Here is a 22,058-nt window from a genome sequence, read left to right on the forward strand (position 1 = left end):
ATCTGGCTCGACCGCATATAAAAAGTGATCGAACCAATTCGACACCACAACAGAGAGAGGAGACAACGATGCAAGCACGTAAGGTCCGTGTTCAGCGCGTCTCATTGGCTGCTGCCGTAGCCAGCGCTGTCCTGCAAATGGCCGTTGAGGCCCATGCCCAAACCGCGGCGACTTCCGCCGCTCCCACTGTCGATTCCGCGCCGGCCACAGAGCCGGAGCCGGTGTCGATCGTCGTCACCGGTTCGTTGATACGCCGTGTGGCCGACGAAGGCGCTACCCCGCTCAGCATCACCAAGAGCAGCGAGCTGGAAGCGCGCGGCAATACCGAGTTGAAGGACTTTGTGCTGGAGCAGCCGCAGTCGCTGTCGCTCGGCACCAACTCCGGCGCGGCCGGTCCGGTCACCAATCTGCGCGGCTTGGGGCCGATGCGGACGCTGACGCTGCTGAATGGCCGCCGCCTCGCCAACGAGCCGCTGCAGGACCAGTATGTGTCGGTTAACGTGATACCGCGCATGGCACTGGACCGCGTTGAGACGCTGAACGGCGGCGCGGCCTCGATCTACGGCGCCGACGCCATCGGCGGTGTGCAGAACTATCTGACCAAGCGTAACTACCGTGGCTTCTCGGCCAAGGCCGAATACGCGACGCCGGAATTGAGCGGTGGCGGCCAGACCAAGAGCTTTGGCCTGATCGCCGGCTGGGGTGACGTCAAGTCGGATGGCTGGAACTTCTACCTGGCGGCCGACCATCAGGAGAAGACTGCGCTGTTCCAGGGCGACCGTCCGGACCAGCATGATCCGGCGGTGCTGCGCGGCCTCGGTCTGGGCCTGGCACCGGATGCGCGCAACGCTTCGCCGATCGCCAACTTCGGTTTCAGCCGCAGTTCGAATACCAGCTACAACCCGGCCTACGCGAGCGGCTGTCTCGACCCGTATGCGCTGCCGACGCTGGGCAACGCCAGCGCCAACACGCCGCCGACCTATGCGCCGGGCTGCTACCGCAATCCGCTGTACTGGACCGCCGTTACCGATGGCAGCAAGATCACCACCATCGCGGGCCGCGCCAGTCTGAATCTGTCCGGTGGCCACAAGCTGGATCTGGACATACTGCATTCGGAATTCACGGTGCAGAAGTATCGCGGCATGCAGGTACCGGGTACCGCCAATCCGTTCACCACGTATTCGCTGTCGTCTTCAAGCCGATTCTATCCGGGCAATGGCATCACGCCGGCGGTGCAGGTGGTGGGCAGTAACACCGGCGCGAATACGCCAACCATGTATATCGATGCGACCAAGACGCCCGGCACGGTCAGCACTCTGAATATGAATGGCCGCACGATTTACTTCCAGTGGGGACCGGCCGAACTGGGACCGGCGTATCGCAACGATGAGCAGAGCAATGACCGCATTGTGCTGTCGGCCGAGGGCACGGTGTTGGGTTGGGATTACCGCGCTGGCATCAACTACGGCCGCGCCGAGCGTGATACGCGTGCCGGTGCCGGCTATGTGCTGTATTCGAAGATTCAGGAGGGCTTCGACAAGGGCATCCTGAATCCGTTTGGCTTGCAGGACGCGGCCGGGCTGGCGTATCTGCAAAGCGCGCAGGCGCTGGACTATACCTATCGTCTCAACAAGGCGTACAACGAGAGCGTCGACCTGACGGTGTCGCGGCCCTTGTGGCAGCTGGCTGGCGGCGATTTGACGCTGGCCGTGTCGGCCGAGTTCCGCAAGGATTCAGCGCGGGTGGGCGCGGCGCCGCTGGACTATGTGCTGAAGAAGGCCGATGGCACTTACAACATCGACGCTTCCGGCGTGGTGGTGCAGACCGATCTGGTGGGCGAAACGCCGGTCGGCGTGGCCAAGGATTTGCAGCGCAAGATCGCGTCGCTGATGATGGAGGTCGATGCGCCGATCACCGACAAGTTCCTGCTGAACGGCGCGGTGCGGGCCGACCATTACGACGATCTGAAACAGACCACGGTCAATCCCAAGCTGGCGGCGCGTTATCAGCCTTGGCAGCCGCTGGTGCTGCGTAGTTCGGTGTCGACCGGTTTCCGCGCGCCGTCCATCATGGACATCCAGAATCCGACACCGGAGGTGCGCACGCAGGTGATGGATGATCCGGTGCTGTGCCCAAGTTCGCAGCCGACGGTGGCGGCAACCGGTACGCCGAAGGCGGGCTACACCTACGATCAGGTGTGTAATGTGACGACGACCTACTGGACCAAGTCGCCGAACAATTCCTTCCTCAAGCCGGAAAAATCGCGCGGCTTCTCGCTGGGCTTCGCGCTGGAGCCGATGAAGGATATGACGCTGACGGTGGACTACTGGGGCTTGCTGATCCGCGATGTGCTGGGTGCGACGTCGATCGCGGAGATCCAGCAGAATCCGGACAAGTATGCGGCGTTCATCATTCGGAATGCGGATGGCACCATCAATCACATTGTGGCCAGCCAGTCCAACCGGGGCCAGACGCGGATACGCGGCGCCGATGTCTCCGGCAGTTATCGCTTCCCGCGCGCGAGCTTCGGCAATTTCGATGTGAAGCTGGATGGCACCTGGTATCACAAGTATGAGTTCCAGAGCGAGAAGGATGGTCCGTGGCTGCAGAACGTGGGCATCATCACCAACGATGGCCGCTATGGCAGTGCGGGGCCGAATGCGGGTCTGGCCGGTATGCCGCAGATTAATCCGCGCTGGAAGCATACGCTGGCGCTGAACTACAGCTTGGGCAACTGGCGTGCGACGCTGTCGCAGCGTTATAACTCGGGACTGACGGATCTGACGCCGCGCACCGGATCGACGCTGACCAAGGTGGATTCGTATAGTCAGTACAATCTGAATATGCGCTACCTGGGCATCAAGAACACGACCATTTCGCTGGGGGTGAACAACCTCACGCAGGAGTGGCCGCCGCTGACCGCCAACTCGATCTATAACGGTTACATCACCAGCATGGCGGATATGCTGGGACGGGTGTACCGGGCGTCGGTAGAGTACAAGTTCTGATGAGGCTAGGCTGGGCAGTGTTGTTGGCGCTGGCGGTGCACACCGCCGGCGGTGCCGCGCCGATCGACCGGCAGGCATTGGTGGCGCGGCATGCGCCGCATTTGACGGCGCTGGATGCGATGGCGCCGCTCAGTGTTGGCAATGGACGATTCTGTTTCACTGCCGACGTCACCGGTCTGCAATCGCTGCCGGACTTTTACTGGAAGACTGGTACGCCGACCGAAACGCAGGCGCGCTGGTCGTGGCATCAGGATGCCAATCCCCACAACTATCAGCTGGCCGACGCCAATCGCGCCTACACGGCGCACGGCCGCACGGTGGGTTATCCAACGCAGCAGAATACGCCGGCGGGGCAGTGGCTGCGGCAGAATCCTCATGTGCAGCCGTTGCCGCAGATTGGGCTGGTGCTGATCGGGGCGGGCGCGCGGGCACTGGTGCCGGCGGATGTGACGGCGGTCGATCAGCGGCTGGACCTGTGGCGCGGGCGGCTGGATAGCAGTGTGAGCGTGCTGGGCGAGCCGCTGCGTGTCAGCAGCGCGGCCAGTCCGGATAGCGATACGTTGGCGCTGCGGATGGAGACGCCGCTGTTTGCCGCTGGCCGCGCGGCGCTGCGGATTGCGCTACCGCTGGGCTATGACTTCCGCACCCGCCACAATCCGCCGCTGGATTGGACGGAGGAGGGCCATCAGAGCACAATACTGAATCAGGACGATCACACGCTGGTACTGGAACACCGTCGCGACAACGCACGCTACATCATGACGCTGCGCAGCGCCACCACAATGAGCGTCGCCCGCAGCGGCCCGAATAGCCTGGAAATCCGGCCAGCAGAAGGCGACGCGCTGGCCGTGACGTTGACCTTTAGCCCACAGGACGTGGGCGTGCTGCCCGCCACTACGCTGATGGCCGGCGGTGTCGATGAGGTATTCGCGGCGAGCGCGCGTTGGTGGGAGGCTTTCTGGCGCTCGGGGGCGGCGGTGGATTTCACTGGCAGCACTGATCCGCGCGCGGCGGAGCTGGAGCGGCGAGTGGTGCTGTCGCAGTATCTGACCGCGATTCAGCTGGGTGACGATCTGCCAGCCCAGGAGAGCGGCGTGACCACCGCCACCTGGTACGGCAAACATCACACCGAAATGGTCTGGTGGCACACCGCCCACTTCGCGCTGTGGGGCCGTCCGCAATTCACCGCCCGCACGCTGCAATGGTTCCAGCGCACCTTGCCGGCCGCCCGCGCGGTGGCGGCATCGCGCGGCCTGCGCGGCGCCCGCTGGATGAAGATGACCGGTCCCGAAGGCCGCGAAAGCCCCGGCGGCAATCCGCTGATCGTCTGGAACCAGCCGCACGCCATTCACTTGGCCGAACTGCTGTACCGTGCCAACCCAACACCGGCCACGCTGGCAAGCTACCGCGAACTGGTCGAAGACACCGCCCAGGCCATGTCCGACATGCTTGAATGGGACAACGCAAAAAAGCGCTTCGTGCTCGGCCCACCACTATGGATCGCGCAAGAGATCTACGACCAGTCCACTAGCATGAATCCGACCTATGAGCTGAGCTACTGGGCCTGGGCACTGGAAACCGCACAGCGCTGGCGCGAACGTCTCGGCCTGCCGCGTCGCGGCGATTGGGAATTCCGTCGCACGCACTTGTCGGCACTGCCGCAGAAAGACGGCAAATACGTCGCCCTCGAATCCACGCCGGACACCTGGGACAACATCGCCAGCCGCCACGATCACCCATCATTCCTGATGGCGCTTGGTCAGCTGCCCGGCGATGGCGTCGACCGCGCCACCATGCGCCGCACACTCGACGCGGTGCTGGCCAATTGGGACTGGGCCACCAAAATCTGGGGCTGGGACTACCCGATGGTGGCCATGACAGCCGCCCGTCTCGGCCAACCAGAGCAAGCCGTCGACGTGCTGCTGAAAACCGATGGCCCCAACAACAGCTACACCCAGGCCGGTCACAATCCGAACACCGGCTTGCCTGTCTACCTGCCCGGCAATGGCGCGCTGCTGGCCGCCGTGGCGTTGATGGCCGGTGGCTGGGACGGCGCACCCGCCGGCCCCGCGCCTGGCTTCCCGCACAACGGCCGCTGGCAGGTGAGGGCCGAAGGCTTCCAGCGCCTGCCGTGAAGGAGCGAACATGAGACGATACCTGCTGACGATATTGGCATTATGCGCCGCGCTGCTATCGCAACCGACGCACGCGCTGACGGTGGAGCGCTGGGGCACGGTGGACATCGCGCTGCAAGGCCCGGCTGAAGGCAATCCGTTCATGGAAGTTGAACTGTCGGCCACCTTCAGCCAGGGCGAGCGCAGGATCGAAGTGACCGGCTTTTACGACGGCGATGGCCGCTACGTGCTGCGCTTCATGCCCGACGCAGAAGGCGAGTGGCGCTGGCAAACGCACAGCAATCGCCCATCGCTGGACGCGCAGCGCGGCAGCTTGACCGCGACGCCGGCCAGCGCCGGCAACCACGGCCCGGTCAGCGTGCGCAACACCTGGCATTTCGGTTATGCCGACGGCACGCCGTTCTGGCAGGTCGGCACCACCAGCTACGGCTGGGCGCATCAAAGCGATGCGCTGGAACAGCAAACCTTGCAGACGCTGGCCCACGCGCCGTTCAACAAAATCCGCATGACGCTGTTCCCGCAGCCGTACGAAAAAGGCGGCAGCGATTTGCGCTGGTATCCGTTTGCCGGCCAACTGCCCAAGGGCTGGGATTTCACCCGCTTTGACCCGGCCTTCTTCCGTCACTTCGAGCAGCGCGTGGCGCAGCTGCGCGATCTCGGCATCGAGGCGGACATCATCCTGTTCCATCCCTATGACCGTGGCCGCTGGGGTTTCGACCAGATGCCGCCCGAGGTCAACGAGCGCTATCTGCGTTATGCGGTGGCGCGGTTGGCTGGCTACCGCAATGTGTGGTGGTCACTGGCCAACGAGTTTGATCTCGTCAAGAGCAAGACCATGGCCGAGTGGGACCGCTACTTCCAGATTGTGCGGGCCAGCGACCCGTATCATCATCTGCGCTCGATTCATAACGCTTTTGTGTTCTACAACCATAACCAGCCGTGGGTCACGCATGTGAGTGTGCAGAGCGGGGCGATCGCCAAAGACCCAGAGCGCGCGGTGCTGCTGCGCGATGTCTACAACAAGCCGGTGGTGTACGACGAAGTTAAATACGAGGGCAACTTCCGCCAGCGTTGGGGCCAGCTCAAGCCGGAGGAGATGGTGCTGCGCTTCTGGCAGGGCGCGATTGCCGGCACCTATGTTGGCCACAGCGAGAGCTATACCGATCCGCAGGACCTGGTATGGCTGGCGCGCGGCGGTGTGCTGCGCGGGGATAGTCCGGCGCGGCTGGCGTTCTTCCGCAAGATCCTCAGCGACAGCCCGGCCGAGGGCTTGAACCCGATCGACAAGTGGCAGGACTATCCGTTCGCCGGCAAGCATGGCGAATATTATCTTGGCTATTTCGGCACGGCGACGCCCACCGCGTGGCCGTTCGCGTTGTTCCGCACTGGCCTGAAGGATGGCCTGCGCTTCAAGGTGGAAGTCATCGATACCTGGAATATGACGGTCACACCGGTGGACGGCATCTTCGAAATCCGCAAGCGGGACGATTACACTTATGTCGACAAGGACCAGCGCAGTATCACGCTGCCGGGCCGGCCGTACATGGCATTGCGCATTGTGCGCGTGCCCTCAATTTGAATGAGTCAGCAAATGAAAAAATCATCTTCCGCGCAGCGTCGCACCGTGTTGAAGTTTGCCGCCGGCGCGCTGGCGACGGCCGGCGTGCCGTGGCCAGCGTCGGCACAACAGGCGGCAGCCGATCCGTGGGCGAGGGCGCAGCAGATTATCGACGTGTTCGCGCAGCCGCTGCGGTTTCGTGATCAGGATTTCGTCATCACCGATTTCGGCGCGCGCAGCTGCAAGCTGGTGACGGTGGCGGGACTGGTCGAGATGCGCCGCAAGGGCGAGCTGCAAACGCCGACGCCGCAGTCGCCAGATGCTTATCCCGCCATTCGCGCCGCCATCGCCGCCGCGCACAAGGCCGGCGGCGGCCGCGTGTTGATCCCGGCCGGCAGTTGGTACTGCAAGGGGCCGATCGTGCTGCTATCGAACGTGCATGTGCATCTGGCGGCTGGCGCGCGCGTCTACTTCAGCGCCAACCCGGCCGACTATGCGCGCGATGGCGATTACGACTGCGGCGCCAACGGCAAACTGGTGCTGTCGCGCTGGCAGGGCAACGATTGCTTGAACTTCTCACCGATGGTCTATGCGCGCGGCCAGAAGAACATCGCCTTCACCGGCGAGGACTGGACCAGCGTGATCGACGGCCAGGCCGGCGTGCCGTTCGAAGATGGCAGCGGCAACTGCTGGTGGGGCATGAATCGCGTGGCCGCTCTGCCGGGCGTGATTCATCAGGGATTGGATAACTCGAACAATACCGAAGCGCTGGCGCCGGGCGCGTCTAAAATCCGCCCGGATTGGCGCGCGGACGAGAAGTTTTTGCCGATCCTGTCCGAGGCCGGCGTGCCGGTGGAGCAGCGGGTATTCGGGCTGGGTCACTATCTGCGTCCCAGCATGGTGGAGTTCATCGATTGCAGCGATGTGCTGATGCAGGGTTATCTGGTGATGAACACGCCGTTCTGGATACATCATCCGGTCGACTGCCGCAAGGTCCACTTCAGCAAGGTGCGGATGGATAGCATCGGGCCGAATTCGGATGGCTTCGATCCCGAGTCCTGCGACACGGTGCTGGTGGACGGCTGCCTGTTCAACAACGGCGACGACTGCATCGCCATCAAATCCGGCAAGAACCGCGATACGCAGTATGGGCCGACGCGCAATGTGGTGATCCAGAACAGCATCATGAACAGCGGCCATGGCGGCGTTACGCTGGGCAGCGAAATGGCGGCCGGCATCGAGCATGTGTATGCGCAGAAGATCGAGTTCCGCAACGCCTACTGGCTGGACAACCCACTCGGCACGGCGATCCGCATGAAGAGCAATATGAATCGCGGTGGCTTCCTGCGCCATTTCTACGTGCGCGATGTGACCTTGCCGAACGGCGTGCAGACGCGCGGCCGTTCATACAAGATGCTGCCTGGTTCCGCGCTGGAAGGGCAGGTGGTGTCGACCAGCGGTGGCGCAGTGATTACTATCGATTGTGATTACGCGCCGGGTGACGACAGCGCGCGCCATCGTCCGCCGCAGGTGTCGGACGTGCATATCTCCGGTGTGCGGGTGGCCAATGCGAAGACCACGGACGGTGAGTATTCATGCTATCAGGCGATGGTGATACTGGGGCCGGTGGCCAGCAGCTTCAATGGCGCCAAGGGGACGAAGGTGATGCCGGTGTCGAACATCAGCATCAGCGATTCCGACTTTGGCACGCCGCGCAATCGAGAGCAGCCTTGGTTCGCCTACAACGTCGATGGACTCAAGCTGCGCAATGTGCGCATCGACGGCAAGACCTACAACCAGTGATGCCTGCCGAAAATGTCCGATTTTTGGAACTGACCCCGAAGGTGGACATTTTTTGCGTGGCTAGGCGGTTGGGCGTGGGCCGTAGGCGGCCATGAATACGTCGACTGCGCGCGCGACTTTGGTGCGGATGTTGTCGGCGCCATCGGCGGCTTTGACGTCAACCAGGTGGAACTGGAAATCTTCCATTAGCTCCGACTCCAGCAGCGCCTTGAAATGGTAGGCGGCGACGTTGCTGTCGGCGCGGCGCAGCTTGCCGCTTTCCATCGCGCGTTCGAGGAAAGCCTGGATCATGACGTGGCTGCGCTGTGGTCCCAGCGCGTGGAAGTGCGGCCCGAGGCCGGCCCGGCCGCCCTCGGCGATCACCAGTCGCCGCATCGCCTTGACGTCGCGCGAGTGGAGCAGGTTGACAAAGCGTTCGCCAAACCGGGTCAGCGCTAGCTGGACGTTCGGCTCGCTGGCGTCCAGGGTGTCGTGGATGGCCAGGAATTGCGCCTCGGTGGCGCGGTACACCACTTGCAGGAACAGTTCTTCCTTGCTGGCGAAGTAGTTGTAAATGGTCGCCTTGGAGCCGCCGCCGCGCTTGCTGACCTCGTCCATCGAGGCGCGCTCGAATCCCAACTCGGCAAATACCTGCTCGGCAATGTCCAGGATGGCCTGACGACGGGTCTCGGTCTTTGCTTTCATGACAACCTTAGGTAGACGTAGGAGTTCAGTTTAGCTTGTCCGCCGTCGCGAATCAATGCTAAACTAAACCGTACAGTTCATTTTAAGGAATGTTCATGCTTCAGAACAATGCATTATTGACAGGATGGCGGCCGCGCCGGCTGGCGTTGGTGGTGGCTTGTGCCGCCGCCGTCAGCGCTTGCGCGCCACTGCCGCCGCAGCGCGACGCGGCCCAGATGAAAACCGCCGCCGATTTCGCCACCAGCGCTACCTTCGCGGCGCCCGCCGTGGCCTGGCCGGCCGACCATTGGTGGCAAGCCTACGGCGACGCCCAGTTGAACGTGCTGGTGGACGAGGCGCTGCAAGCCTCGCCGGACTTGGCCACCGCGCGCGCGCGGCTGGACAGCGCCGAAGCCGCCGGCGTGGTGGCTGGTGCCGCGCTCAAGCCGCAAGTGTCGGCCAATGGCTCGCTCAGCGACCAAAAGTTGAGTAGCAATTATTTGACGCCGAAGGCGTTCACACCGAGCGGCACGCACGGTTACGGCCAGGCCACGCTGGACCTGAGCTGGGAGCTGGACTTCTGGGGCAAGAACCGCGCCGCGCTGGCCGCCGCTACTTCTGAACAGGAAGCGCGCCGCGCCGAGCTGGCGCAATCGCGGCTGGTGCTGGCTGCCAGCGTGGCCGACGCCTATAACGAACTGGCGCGCCTGTACGCCGCCGCCGACACCGCGCAGGCGATGGTCACGGTGCGCGACACCACCGCCAAATTGTTCGCGCAGCGCTACGCCAACGGCATGGAAACCCTGGGCAGCGTGCGTCAGGCCGATGCCCGTCTGGCGCAGGCGCAGGGCCAACTGGTGCAGATGCAGGAATCGCTGGCCTTGCAGCGCAATCGCCTGGCCGCGCTGCTTGGCGCGGGGCCGGATCGTGGCCTGCGCATCGCCCGGCCGACGCTGAATTTCGCCCGTGGCTACGGCCTGCCGTCAGCGCTCGCAGCCGATCTGCTGGGCCGCCGCCCCGACGTGGTGGCGGCGCGCCTGCTGGCGCAAGCCCAGGCCAGCCGCGTCGATGCGCAGCAGGCCGCGTTCTACCCCAACGTCAATCTGTCGGCCATGGTGGGTGCGCAGTCGCTGGGAATCGGCATGCTGACCAAGCCTGGTTCCAGCATGGCCAGCGTGGGGCCGGCGATTTCGCTGCCACTGTTTAACGGCGGCCGCTTGAAAGGCCAGTTACGTGGCGCACAAGCCGCCTACGACGAAGCGGTGGCCAGCTACAACGGCACGCTGACGCGCGCGTTGCAGGACGTGGCCGACAACGCCGCCAGCCGTCAGGCGCTGGATGCGCGTCTGCAGCGCGCGCAGGAGGCGGTGTTGGCGGTGCGCGATGCCCATCGCATTGTGCGCGAGCGCTATCAGGGCGGCCTGGCCACCCATCTGGACGTGCTGACGGTGGAAGACACGCTGCTCGATAGCCTGACCGCGCTGACCGATTTGCAATCGCGCTCGGTGACGCTGGACGTCGCCCTCAACCGCGCCCTCGGCGGCGGCTACCAGGCCGCCCTCTAACGATTACTGAAGGATCATCATGACTGAACATACTTCCCCCGCGCAGACCGCCGCCGCCGAGTTGGTGGTCAAACAGCGCCGCAACAAGAAGCTGGCTGGCCTGGCCGGCACCGTGGCCGTGATTGGCGCCGCTTCGGCCGCCTACTGGCTGCTGTACGCCAGCCACTATGTCTCCACCGACAACGCCTACGCCGCCGTGGAGGTGGCACAGGTGACGCCGGCGGTGGGTGGCACCATCCTTGAAGTCAAGGTCAAGGACACTCAGTCCGTTAAACAGGGCGAGGTGCTGGCCGTGATCGACCCGACCGATGCTCGCCTGGCGCTGGCCCAGGCCGAGGCGGAACTGGGCCGCGCCGAACGCCGCGTGCGCGCCTATGTCGCCAATGACGCCGGCCTGTCGGCGCAAATCGCTGCCCGTGTCGCCGACGAGCAGCGCGCCGCCGCACAACTGGCCGCGGCCGAATCCGACCGCGAGCGCGCCCGTATCGACTATGATCGCCGCAACGCGCTGGTGGCATCCGGCTCGGTCTCCGGCGATGAGCTGACCCGCGCCAAGAACGCGCTGACCACGGCGGAAGCCAATCTGGCCTCGGCCAAGGCATCCGCCGCCCAGGCCAAGGCGACCCGCATCGCCGCTGAAGGCACGCGCGACGCCAATGCGGTGCTGATCCGCGATACCGATGAAGACAGCAATCCGGAAGTGGCGCTGGCGCGCGCCAAGCGCGATCAGGCCAAGGTCGATCTCGATCGCACAGTGATCCGCGCGCCGATGGATGGCGTGGTGGCCAAGCGCACGGTGCAAATCGGCCAGCGCGTCGAAGCCGGTGCATCGCTGTTGTCGGTGGTGCCGGTGCAGGACATGTACGTCACCGCCAACTTCAAGGAAGTGCAGCTGGAGCAGGTGAAGATCGGCCAGCAGGCCACGCTGAAAGCCGATTTGTACGGCGGCAGCGTCACCTACCACGGCGTGGTGGAAGGCTTTGCCGGCGGCTCGGGCGCGGCGTTTGCCGCCATCCCGGCGCAAAACGCCACCGGCAACTGGATCAAGGTGGTGCAGCGGCTGCCGGTGCGCATTCGTCTCGACGCCAAAGAGTTGGCGGCGCATCCGCTCAAGGTCGGCCTGTCGATGACGGCCAAGATCGATACCCGCAGCGGTGAGTAAGATGGGCAAGGCTCTTGACGCTCACAACCCGGCGCCGCTCAGTGGCGGCATGCTGTGGTTTGCCGCGCTGATTCTGGCCTCGGCCAACTTCATCGCGGTGCTGGATATGACCATCGCCAACGTCTCGGTCAGCAACATCGCCGGTGGCCTGGGCGCCAGCACCAGCCAGGGCACTTGGGTGATTACGTCCTACGCGGTGGCAGAGGCCATCACCGTGCCGCTGACCGGTTGGCTGGCGGCGCGCTTCGGCCCGGTGCGAGTATTCGTCACCGCCATGGCCATGTTCGGCGTGTTCTCTGCGCTGTGCGGCTTGTCCAATTCGCTGGGCATGCTGGTGTTCGCGCGTATCTGCCAGGGCTTGGCCGGTGGTCCGCTGATGCCGCTGTCGCAGACGCTGTTGCTGCGCATCTTCCCGAAAGAGAAGGCGCCGGCCGCGATCGGCCTGTGGTCGATGACCACGCTGGTGGCGCCGGTGCTTGGCCCCATCCTCGGCGGCTATCTGTGCGACGAGTACAGTTGGCCGTGGATCTTCAACATCAACGTGCCGATCGCGCTGGCCTGTGCCTTCATCGCGTGGAAGCTGCTGCGGCGCTATGAGGAGCCGCTGGTGCGCAACCCGATCGACCGCGTCGGCCTGCTGCTGCTGATCGTCTGGGTCGGCGCGCTGCAGCTGCTGCTGGACGAGGGCAAGAACCTGGACTGGTTCGGCTCCGATGAAATCGTCGCACTGGCGGTGGTGGCGGCGATCGGCTTTGCCGCCTTCATGATCTGGGAGCTGCACGAAAAGCACCCGATCGTCGACCTGCGCGTATTCCGTCACCGTGGTTTCTCGGTCAGCGTGCTGACCATCTCGGTGACGTTTGCCGCCTTCTTCGGCATCAACGTGCTGACGCCGTTGTGGCTGCAGAGTTACATGGGCTACACCGCCACCGAGGCCGGCCTGGCCACCTCGTGGACCGGGGTGTTCGCGGTGCTGGTGGCACCGCTGGCGGCCGGGCTGTCGGCCAAAGTCGATCCGCGCCGATTGGTGTTTGGCGGCGTCACGCTGATTGGCCTGGTCACGCTGTGGCGCATGCACGCCACCACCGATATGGACTTCTGGACCATCGCCGTGCCGTTGATGGTGATGGGGTTGGGGCTGCCGTTCTTCTTCGTGCCGACCACCGGCCTGGCGATGGCCAGCGTGGACGAAGCGGAGATGGCCGGTGCGGCCGGGCTGATGAACTTCCTGCGCACCTTGTCGGGCGCGTTCGCCACCTCGCTGGTCACCACCTACTGGGAAGACCTGACCACCCTCAAGCATGCCGAGCTGGTGGGCCTGGCCGATGCCGACGGCAGCGTGCGTGCCGTGCTGGAAAGCACCGGCGCCCACGGCGAAGCGTTGCTGCAGACGCTGGACCAGCTAGTGCAAGGGCAGAGCGTGATGCTGGCCACCACTGAAATCTTCGGCCTGTTAGGCGTGGTATTCCTGCTGGCCGCCACGCTGATCTGGCTGGCGCCCAAGCCGACCCGGGTGATCGACCCCGCCGCCGGCGGCGGTCACTAAGCCTTCCACCGTTTTCCTCACACGCGGCAGCCCCCGCCGCCGCGTGTGAGGGTTTCATTGCCAGATAGCGAAGGTGCTGCCAATGAATACTCCCGCGCCATATTCCTTGGTGTCGCTGCGGTAGCCGAATTTCAAGCCGCCATTAAGCTTTCCATCTGAGTTCCTGATCAGGTAGAGCGGCAGCTCGACACTGGTGGCGGGCTGCTCAAAGTCGTGGGTGATCGTGAGACCGACTGCCACGCTGCCGAACTCGCGACGAGCATCAAGCGCAAGCAATTTTTTGGTCTGGCGCACCGGCGCGCCCAATGCGCCGGAAACACAGGTCAGGCTGGTGGCACCGGTCGGTGCCGTGAGCGGGCAGAGTACGCCGTCTTTGCCGTCCTCGTAGCTGCGCTGGTATTTTGCGTTGACTGTGTAAATCGTGTGGCCGCTGCCAGGGCTGATGGCGTAGTAGGCGCCTATCGACCAGGGATGCTCCTTGCTGCTTTCGCTGCTCAAGTTGGCGGGGTTGACATAGTCATGGGTTGGAAAGCCGACTTCCGCACTGACACCCCAGATGGTTGGCGGTATGCTGGCGTTACCCCATAACAGTCGGTCCCATGCGAGTTGCTGCTCGATAGTGCCATTTTTCACAATATCGGCGCTGTCACATCCGGTGTTCTGGTCATCGGCGGCCTGGTCGGTCTGGTTTTTTGGGCGTTTGGGATTCATCACGGTATCACACAGCGCGATTCTTTGTCGTAGTTGATCCGCAGTGGGCGGGCGAAAAGACGCGCTGAAGCTGCTATAACTGAACGCCACACTGGTGCCCGTGGCTAAGCCGTCCAGCGTGAGTAGCTCGGTTGTTTTGCGCTTGCTCAGTGGTGTGCTGACTGACACACTGCCGCTAGTGAAGCGGGCTAGCCGGTCTCCGTTCGGCAGCGGTTCGTCGGTCGGCGCCGACAAGTAGCGCGATAGCTTGAGCGTGACCGCATCATCACCTTTGCCGGCCCGTAGCTCGACGCCAGAGGCCAACTGGGACGGCTCTTTCGGCCCACCGCCAACGGGCAACGCCGACCGTCCATCGTCCCCGATCGCCGTGGCCAGACCTGGTAGAAAGGCAAGCAGGAGCAGCAGGCGCGGCTTCATGGTTTGATCCTGGCAAAGCCGGCGGACTTGGTTTTGCTGGCAGGGATGGCGCTGGACTTGTTCAGGATGTCTTTGCTGCCGTTGTTGGCGGTGATGGTGAGTGTGTCACCGCCATTCCCCCACACATACCAGCTGACGACGTGTTCAACGCCTTGCTCCAGCGTCGGCGCCGGGCTCGCTTTGCCGTTGACGATGGTCAGCGGGGTGTCGTCAACATACGCCACGAATCTTAACGTGGCGCTGGACGCAGAGAATGTCAGGGTGACTTTCACGGTAGCCATGTTGCTCCTTCACGAGTGGTTTCAGGTTTGTGTTATTGGGTTGGTGGTTGTTTGTCCTGTGGCGGCTGACTTGGCGGCGGCGCGGGTGTGTCGGTGTTGGCGGGTTTATCCTCTTTGTCTTTAGGGTCGTCCTTGTTGTCATCGTTGGCCTTGGGTTTGGCGGCATCGTCTTTGTTCGCGCCGGCCAGCTTGTCGAGGATGTCGGGAACAAACTTCTCCGCAAAGCCGGCGATGAAACACCACACCAGCAGTTTGCCCAAGTCGCGCGCGGTGGCGGGGATCATCGACCTGAAGGTTGTGACTGTGTCTTCACAGGTGGCTGCGACCACGCAGACCGACTGGAAGCGCGGGGTCAATTCCTTCGCGAGCAGGGAGTCCTGCATTTGCGCGACGAATAGCAGATACAGCACCAGCGCGAAGGCGCCGCCTATGACCATGGACAGCCGGATGCCGGCGTCGCCGTTGACGATGGTTGACAGCCGTATTACCGGATCCGTATCGCTGAGCGGCACGTCGGTGGCATTCTTGACCCGTCGCGCGATGCTGATGACCGCGCCGAGAATGCCAGCGTAGATGGCCAGATAAAGCGTGGTGACGGTGCGCGCATACAAACTATGGTTAGGGGATTGAGACAAGGCGGCGCCGTGCACGCATGCGCACAGGGCCACCGCAACCAGAAAGCCCCAGAACATCCAGCGGATTAGCGTTTCGCGGAAGCAGCGCATGCCGCGTTCCATGACAATCGCGTTCAGGTGCCACCAATGACGGCCCTTGTACAGATCGATGAGGTCGGCCCGCACTTGTTCGAGTTCTGCGGTCCTGGGATTGGGCGGCTCAGTTTTCTCATATTGTTGGTAGATTTCTTCGCCAACAAGTTTGCGGTACGTGGATCGGGTACTCCAAATCTTGGCGCGTACCGCCCATTCTGGCATTGCCCGGACCAGTAATAGCTCCAGTTCAAACAGCTTGGCCAGCGTTGGGAAAGCCGGGTTCTCGACGCTGGTCTGGTCGATCTGCTCGACAAGTTCAAGAAAGCTTTTGCGTGCCGATGGATTGACGCCCTCGTCATTCGCAAAACTGGCGAATTCGCTTTTCAGCAGGCGGTAGAAGTCCAGGTTGTACTCAATGCGGAGGCGGTCGGACAGGTCACCAAATAGGAAATGTACAAACTTGCTGTCTTTTTTGAGTTCGATATTGTCGAGCATGGAGCTTCCCGGCTGGGTAGATTTGTAGGACTGATCCTACACGGTGTAATTTTGAAAATTCTATCAAAGTGTCACTTATGTTAATTTTCATTATTTTTACAACAATTATTCGAAGCCGGATTGGGAGGGGAACACTATTAATAAAGTTCGGTTTTGACCTTGCTGTGATACTCGTCGGTCATGGCCGCCGCCTGGGCTTCGGCCATGCCGGTGATGGCGGCTGCGATCTGGCCGACGCTGGGCACGGCGTCGCGCGCGATGCGCGAGTCTTCTGACCACAGGCGCGCGCGGTTGATGGCTTTCCCGCAGTGGAACAGCACTTCCTGGATGTGGATGGTGACGGCGGTCTTGGGGATTTTGCCGGCTTCGGTCATGCTGGCCAGCAGTGCGGCGTCGGTGCTGATGTCGGCGGTGCCGTTGATCCGCAAGAACACCTCCAGGCCGGGGAAGATGAATAGCAGCGCCACGCGCGGGTCATCCTGCAGGTTGCGCAGCGATTCGATGCGGTTGTTGCCGGGCCAGTCGGCAAAGGCGATGGTGTGCTGGTCCAGCACGCGCACGAAGCCGGGCCGGCCGCCGCGCGGTGAGGCGTCTAGTCCCTGTGCGCGGCCGGTGGCCAGGCAGAAGAAGGTGGCTTGCTCTACATACGCCACATGGAAAGGCATCAACTGCGGCAGCACCGCTTTCTGGATGAATTCGGACGGCGGTTGGTACAGACTGTCGAGATCGGGGGAGGTCATGGCGGGATTCCTGAATGAGATGGGAGCAGGATAGCGAGACCGGCGTTTGGCAACAATGCTAAACTTGGTCAACTTGTTTCGTATTCTCGCCATATGCCCATACTCACTGAGCTGCCTCGGCCGGACCGTCCCTTGCCGGATGGCTGGCTCAATCCCGACACTGTGCCGCGTCCGCTGGTCACGGTTGGCATCGATGCGCAGATGACCGGGCGGCTGGAGCTGGAGCCGCATAGCCATCCGAAGGCGCAGTTTTTCCTGTGTTTGCGCGGCGTGCTGACCTGCGAATCGGCTGGTGGCTTCTGGCTGGTGCCGCCGCACAGCGCGTTGTGGATACCAGCCGGCTGTGTGCATGCGCTGAAGGTGGAGGGCGTGGTGGAAGGCTATGCTGCCTTCATCGACGCCGAGGCGCTGCCGCAACTGCCGTCCACCTGCTGCACCTATCCTGCCACGCCGCTGATGTGCGAACTGCTGAAGCGTACCGCCAATTTTGAAGTGCTGTATCCCGAAGCGGGTTTCGAGGCGCGGCTGGTGGCGCTGCTACTGGAGGAAATCGCACAGACGCCGCCAGCTACCCTGCATCTGCCGTTGCCGGCCGACCCTCGGCTGCGTCGTTTGGTCGACCAAATGCTGGCCGCCCCGGCCGAGCGCGGCACCATCGGTAGCTGGGCCAAGCGCGCCGGCCTCAGCGAGCGCACGCTGTCGCGCCTGATCGCGCAGCAGGCCGGCATGAGTTTCGGCCGCTGGCGCAAGCAGATTAGCATCATGCTGGCGGTGCAGAAGCTGGCGCGCGGCGCGTCGATCCAGCAGGTGGCGGCTGAGCTGGGCTACGAAAGCGCCAGCAGCTTCGTCACCATGTTCCGCAAAGCGCTCGGCATGCCACCGGGACGCTATATGGACCAATGTCAGGCCGACGGTGGTTAGCGAATGGCTACGCCGATGGTGCGACCTCAGGACATCAGGCTGATTTGAATATGCCGACGGTGAACCACCATAATGCAACGCTGATACATAGTGCGGGAATGCCAAATGCGGGAAGAATACCGTACCAGCCAGACGCAACCCCGTACATAAAAATGCCCCAAAGTGCATATCCAATTACAGGGAGAGTTCCCATCAGAACGATCATCCCTAAATTCAGAAATCCTGTTGAACGTAAAATAGTCCAAACGACTCCGCCATAGATAAGAGTAATTACACCAAACCAAATCGTAAAAATAATCGCCCCTCTCGCGAGAATAGGTATTAATTCGCTCAATGGCATTTTTCTGAATACAGAAGACGTAAAAAATGCTCCTAATACCCACCCCGGAGCAGCAGCCAAAATTGCATAAAAGATTCCAGGAAATAGTTGTGGCATGAGAGGATCCCAAAAATGAGGTCGACAGTCCTATAACACTTACCGCGCAATGGCCTATTGCGAGCTGCGATGCAAATATAGCAGAGCGTTTGGCAGCCTCGGTAATCGAAAGCCGCACTGCGTCTTTCTACCCCTGAGCTGCGCCGGTATCAGCCGGTTGCAATCACCATGCCTTCAGGCCGTGACGCCGGTGGTGGCGAAGCGTTCGCGGTAGATTTTGGGCGGGATGCCGAGCCGTTTCATGAAGACGCGGCGCATGTGGGCTTCGTCGCTGAAGCAGGCGCGCGCTGCGACGGTTTTTAGCGGCAGCGCCAGTTCGGCCAGCAGCTGCGTCGCGCGCTCGAAGCGGCATTGTTCGATGTAGTCCTGCGTGCTCAAGCCCACTTCTTGCTGGAACACGCGGGCGAAGTGGCGTTCGCTCATCATGGCTTTCTGCGCCAGCTGCGCCACCGACAAGCGCTGGTGCAGATTGTCGAGTATCCACGCCTGCAGCTCGCGGATGCTGGGGCGCGCGGTGCGCTCGCTCAGCAAATGGGCGCTGAATTGCGACTGGCCGCCCGGCCGTTTCAGGTACACCACCATTTCGGTCGCCACTTCCAGCGCCAGGTCGCGGCCGTAGTCTTCTTCCACCAGGGCCAGTGCCAGGTCGATGCCGGCGGTGACGCCGGCCGAGGTCCAGACGTTGTCGGCGCGGATGAAGATGGCGTCGGCGTCGACATCGATCGCCGGGAATTCGGCCTGCAGCCGTTCGGCCACGCTCCAATGGGTGGTGGCGCGCTTGCCATCCAGCGCGCCGGCGGCGGCCAGGAAGTAGGCGCCGGAGCACAGCGAGGCCAGACGACGGATGCGCGGCGCCACCGCCGCCACCCAGTCGACCAGCGCGCCGCCGCTGGCCAGCGCTTGCTGGATGTGGCGCGCGCCGCCGATGATGGCGCTGTCGGGCAGCGCCAGGGTGTTGAGCGTTTTGGTGGCGTCCAGCGACATCAGGGTGTCCGAGCGCACCGGGCCAAGCGCGCTGGCGGCCACCCGCACATCGTAACCGGGGCCGGCGCCGCGCCGCTGCAAATGCAGGTTGGCGTATTCGAACACCGACATCGGGCCGATGGCCTCCATGGCCTTGAAACCGGGGTAGACGATGATGTCGACGGTGATCACCGTCCGTGAGGAAGCATGCATAAAGAGACGGTAGCTGAAAATCCGGTCAATATTGTACCAATTCCTGCCATTTTTCTGCCGCGCCCACCACCGCGCGCGCGTTTGGCGGCACAATGCCGGCCTGTATAACAGAGGAGCTACACGATGAAAACCAAAGCAGCCGTTGCATGGCAGGCGGGCAAACCGCTGACGATCGAGGAAGTGGAACTGGGCGGCCCACGCGAGGGCGAGGTACTGGTCGAGATCAAGGCCACCGGCATTTGCCATACCGATTACTACACCCTGTCCGGCGCTGATCCGGAAGGGATCTTCCCGGCCATTCTGGGTCATGAGGGCGCGGGCGTGGTGGTGGACGTTGGTCCTGGCGTCAAGACGCTGAAAAAAGATGATCACGTCATCCCGCTGTATACGCCGGAATGCCGCCAGTGCAAATTCTGCCTGTCGCAGAAGACCAATCTGTGCCAGTCGATCCGCTCGACGCAAGGCCGCGGCCTGATGCCGGATGCGACCAGCCGCTTCTCCATCGACGGCAAGCCGATCTTCCACTACATGGGTACGTCGACCTTCTCCAACTACATCGTGGTGCCGGAAATCGCGCTGGCCAAGATCCGCGAAGATGCGCCGTTCGATAAAGTTTGCTACATCGGTTGCGGCGTTACCACCGGCGTGGGCGCGGTGCTGTTCACCGCCAAGGTGGAAGCGGGGGCCAATGTGGTCGTATTTGGCCTGGGCGGCATTGGCTTGAATGTGATCCAGGCGGCCAAGATGGTCGGCGCGGACAAGATCATCGGCGTGGACATCAACCCGGCGCGCGAAGCCATGGCACGCAAGTTCGGCATGACCCATTTCATCAATCCGAGCCAGGTTGAAAACGTGGTCGACAGCATCATCCAACTGACGGATGGCGGCGCCGATTACAGCTTCGAGTGCGTCGGCAACACGCAGTTGATGCGTCAGGCGCTGGAGTGCTGCCACAAGGGTTGGGGCAAGTCGATCATCATCGGCGTGGCGGCGGCGGGACAGGAGATTTCGACCCGTCCATTCCAGCTGGTGACCGGCCGTGAGTGGAAAGGCTCGGCTTTCGGCGGCGCGCGTGGCCGCACCGACGTGCCGAAGATCGTCGACTGGTACATGGAAGGCAAGCTGAATATCGACGACCTGATTACTCACCATCTGAAGCTGGAAGACATCAATCAGGGCTTTGATCTGATGAAGTCCGGCGAATCGATCCGCTCAGTCGTGGTGTATTAATCACAGTTGCGGCATCAGGCCGCAACCGTGTTATCTTGTAACAGACTTTCCCAGGAGCACTCTCATGATGAAGACTCTGTTGCAAGTAACCTTGCTGTCGCTGGCCGCGCAGACCGCGTGGGCCGGCGATTCGTGCACCTTCCGGCCGCGCGCCAACGGCGCCATCGACGGCTATGTCGAGCCTAAACCGGCCGAGACGGCGGAGGCTGAAAAGCTGATCGCCAGCCTGCCGGACAATTTCGCCTCTTTTCCCACCAAGTCGGTCACGCTGAAGGGTGTGGTGATCGGCTACGAGGGACGCGGTTCATGGGTGTTGCGCCGCGCGGCCGACAAGACCCAGCCGGAGCTGGCCTTCGTGCGTGGTCTGGACGACGTGGCCCAGCGCTGGCAGGCCGACCATGGCCGCACCATCAAGACCTTTTTACTGGAAAGCTTGCACACCGGCCGGCGGTTTATGATCGTCCCCAACGCCGAGTGTCATTGACGCTGTTCGTCCGCCACCGGCGCGCCGAAGTCCGGCGTGCCGTCCGCACGCCACTGGATCAGCTGCGCGCGCGTGTGGCGGTTCGGATCATGCAGTGAATTGCCGACGATGTCGCGGTAGTTGCGCGCGTGGTAGACCAGGATGTCTTGCTTGCCATCCGGCGTGGTGGTGAAGGAGTTGTGGCCGGGGCCATACTGGCCGTTCTTGTCGCTGGTGGCAAACACCGGTACTGGCGACTTGGTCCAGGATTTTGCATCCAGCAGGTTGGCGTCGTCCTTGGCGCTCAGCATGCCGAGCGCGTAGTTGGCGTCGGTGGCGCTGGCGGAGTATGTCAGGAACACGCGGCCGTGGCTGACCAGCACCGCCGGCGCTTCGTTGACCGGGAAGCCGATGCGCTCCCACGCGTAATCGGGCTGGGTCAGCAGCGTCGCCGGGCCGCTGGTCGACAGCGGCGTATCCATCTTCGCCATATAGATCGCGGTCAGGTGCTTTTCCGAGACCTGCGGCCGCTGCGTCCACACCAGATAGCGCTGGCCGTGCAGCGCGAAGGTGGTGGCGTCCAGCGAGAACGATTCCCAGCCGGTCTTGATCTGGCCGCGCTCCACCCATGCGCCTTCCAGCGGGTTGGCGGCGGCGTTTTCCAGCACGTACAGGCGGATGTCGAACGGCGCGTCGGCGCGGCCGGCTGTGTAGTACAGATACCATTTGCCGTCGATGTAGTGGATCTCCGGCGCCCAGATGCTGGCGCTCATGATGCCGCTGGCGTGCTTGCGCCAGATGGTCTTGACCTCGGCCTTGCCCAAATCGTTCAGATCCTTCACGCGCCGCAGCTCGATGCGGTCGTATTCGGGCACGGTGGCGGTGTAGTAGTAATAGCCGTCGCTGTGCAGCATCACCTGTGGATCGGCGCGCTGCAGCACCAGCGGGTTGTGGAATTCGGTCGCGGCCGAGGCATTAGTCAGCAGCAGTGCGCAGGCAAGCGCGCAGGCGAGGCGGTTCATCATCAGTCTCCGTGTG

18 protein-coding genes are annotated in these 22,058 nt (G+C 62.9%); 10 read left to right on the plus strand and 8 right to left on the minus strand.

The features are described from left to right. Nucleotides 1-68 precede the first annotated feature (68 nt). The 4 genes from GJ699_RS01105 to GJ699_RS01120 are packed head-to-tail and all read left to right on the plus strand — an operon-like array spanning nucleotide 69 to nucleotide 8,504. Entirely contained in the window at nucleotides 69-3,008 is a 2,940-nt protein-coding gene (locus GJ699_RS01105) for a TonB-dependent receptor domain-containing protein (RefSeq protein WP_154372272.1), read from the plus strand. Next, nucleotides 3,008-5,143: a hypothetical protein gene (locus GJ699_RS01110; RefSeq protein ID WP_154372274.1), complete on the plus strand. Its 2,136-nt coding sequence runs from the start codon at nucleotides 3,008-3,010 to the stop codon at nucleotides 5,141-5,143. The genes GJ699_RS01105 and GJ699_RS01110 overlap by 1 nt, the downstream gene beginning before the upstream one ends. 10 nt (nucleotides 5,144-5,153) lie before the next feature. Beyond that, complete coding sequence (locus GJ699_RS01115; RefSeq protein ID WP_154372276.1) at nucleotides 5,154-6,722, plus strand: DUF5060 domain-containing protein; 1,569 nt, start codon at nucleotides 5,154-5,156, stop codon at nucleotides 6,720-6,722. Nucleotides 6,723-6,734: 12 nt separating this feature from the next. Then, nucleotides 6,735-8,504, plus strand: a complete 1,770-nt coding sequence (locus GJ699_RS01120) for a glycoside hydrolase family 28 protein (RefSeq protein WP_154372278.1) — start codon at nucleotides 6,735-6,737, stop codon at nucleotides 8,502-8,504. Nucleotides 8,505-8,564: 60 nt separating this feature from the next. On the opposite strand, the gene GJ699_RS01125 is transcribed toward GJ699_RS01120, so the two are convergent. Next, a complete protein-coding gene (locus GJ699_RS01125) occupies nucleotides 8,565-9,188 on the minus strand; it encodes a TetR/AcrR family transcriptional regulator (protein WP_154372280.1) in 624 nt (207 codons plus the stop codon). A 95-nt stretch (nucleotides 9,189-9,283) separates the two neighbouring features. On the opposite strand from GJ699_RS01125, the gene GJ699_RS01130 reads away from it, so the two are divergent. From GJ699_RS01130 to GJ699_RS01140, 3 genes are read left to right on the plus strand one after another with little or no spacing between them, the layout of a single operon-like run. Further along, complete coding sequence (locus GJ699_RS01130; RefSeq protein WP_229261884.1) at nucleotides 9,284-10,732, plus strand: efflux transporter outer membrane subunit; 1,449 nt, start codon at nucleotides 9,284-9,286, stop codon at nucleotides 10,730-10,732. Nucleotides 10,733-10,751: 19 nt separating this feature from the next. Then, nucleotides 10,752-11,894: an HlyD family secretion protein gene (locus GJ699_RS01135; RefSeq protein ID WP_154372284.1), complete on the plus strand. Its 1,143-nt coding sequence runs from the start codon at nucleotides 10,752-10,754 to the stop codon at nucleotides 11,892-11,894. 1 nt (nucleotide 11,895) lies between these two features. Beyond that, nucleotides 11,896-13,440: a DHA2 family efflux MFS transporter permease subunit gene (locus GJ699_RS01140; protein ID WP_229261885.1), complete on the plus strand. Its 1,545-nt coding sequence runs from the start codon at nucleotides 11,896-11,898 to the stop codon at nucleotides 13,438-13,440. A gap of 54 nt (nucleotides 13,441-13,494) precedes the next feature. Here the strand turns inward: GJ699_RS01140 and GJ699_RS01145 are convergent, their stop codons facing one another. From GJ699_RS01145 to GJ699_RS01160, 4 genes are all read right to left on the minus strand, one after another. Next, nucleotides 13,495-14,568, minus strand: coding sequence for a hypothetical protein (locus tag GJ699_RS01145; protein ID WP_154372286.1), 1,074 nt, complete (start codon nucleotides 14,566-14,568; stop codon nucleotides 13,495-13,497). After that, nucleotides 14,565-14,849, minus strand: coding sequence for a hypothetical protein (locus tag GJ699_RS01150; protein ID WP_154372288.1), 285 nt, complete (start codon nucleotides 14,847-14,849; stop codon nucleotides 14,565-14,567). The genes GJ699_RS01145 and GJ699_RS01150 overlap by 4 nt, the downstream gene beginning before the upstream one ends. Nucleotides 14,850-14,881: 32 nt before the next feature. Then, nucleotides 14,882-16,054, minus strand: a complete 1,173-nt coding sequence (locus GJ699_RS01155; protein WP_154372290.1) for a hypothetical protein — start codon at nucleotides 16,052-16,054, stop codon at nucleotides 14,882-14,884. 137 nt (nucleotides 16,055-16,191) lie between these two features. Then, the gene (locus GJ699_RS01160) at nucleotides 16,192-16,794 is read right to left on the minus strand and encodes an MSMEG_1061 family FMN-dependent PPOX-type flavoprotein (RefSeq protein WP_154372292.1); all 603 of its coding nucleotides are present in this window, start codon (nucleotides 16,792-16,794) and stop codon (nucleotides 16,192-16,194) included. 93 nt (nucleotides 16,795-16,887) lie between these two features. Between GJ699_RS01160 and GJ699_RS01165 the strand changes: the two genes are divergently transcribed. Beyond that, the gene (locus GJ699_RS01165; protein WP_154372293.1) at nucleotides 16,888-17,715 is read left to right on the plus strand and encodes an AraC family transcriptional regulator; all 828 of its coding nucleotides are present in this window, start codon (nucleotides 16,888-16,890) and stop codon (nucleotides 17,713-17,715) included. Nucleotides 17,716-17,749: 34 nt separating this feature from the next. Here the strand turns inward: GJ699_RS01165 and GJ699_RS01170 are convergent, their stop codons facing one another. Then, entirely contained in the window at nucleotides 17,750-18,151 is a 402-nt protein-coding gene (locus tag GJ699_RS01170; protein ID WP_154372295.1) for a hypothetical protein, read from the minus strand. Nucleotides 18,152-18,325: 174 nt separating this feature from the next. Further along, nucleotides 18,326-19,327 (minus strand): GlxA family transcriptional regulator, encoded by a 1,002-nt coding sequence (locus GJ699_RS01175; protein ID WP_154372297.1) that lies wholly within the window; start codon nucleotides 19,325-19,327, stop codon nucleotides 18,326-18,328. A 123-nt stretch (nucleotides 19,328-19,450) separates the two neighbouring features. On the opposite strand from GJ699_RS01175, the gene GJ699_RS01180 reads away from it, so the two are divergent. Both GJ699_RS01180 and GJ699_RS01185 read left to right on the plus strand, forming a co-directional pair. Continuing rightward, nucleotides 19,451-20,557, plus strand: a complete 1,107-nt coding sequence (locus tag GJ699_RS01180; protein ID WP_154372299.1) for an S-(hydroxymethyl)glutathione dehydrogenase/class III alcohol dehydrogenase — start codon at nucleotides 19,451-19,453, stop codon at nucleotides 20,555-20,557. 64 nt (nucleotides 20,558-20,621) lie between these two features. Further along, nucleotides 20,622-21,041 (plus strand): hypothetical protein, encoded by a 420-nt coding sequence (locus GJ699_RS01185; protein WP_154372301.1) that lies wholly within the window; start codon nucleotides 20,622-20,624, stop codon nucleotides 21,039-21,041. Here the strand turns inward: GJ699_RS01185 and GJ699_RS01190 are convergent. Further along, the gene (locus GJ699_RS01190; protein WP_154372303.1) at nucleotides 21,035-22,045 is read right to left on the minus strand and encodes a glycoside hydrolase family 43 protein; all 1,011 of its coding nucleotides are present in this window, start codon (nucleotides 22,043-22,045) and stop codon (nucleotides 21,035-21,037) included. The two genes, GJ699_RS01185 and GJ699_RS01190, sit on opposite strands and share 7 nt — an antisense overlap. Nucleotides 22,046-22,058 lie beyond the last annotated feature (13 nt).

The organism is Duganella guangzhouensis (assembly GCF_009674535.1).
GTDB classification, from domain to species: Bacteria; Pseudomonadota; Gammaproteobacteria; order Burkholderiales; family Burkholderiaceae_D; genus Rugamonas; species Rugamonas guangzhouensis.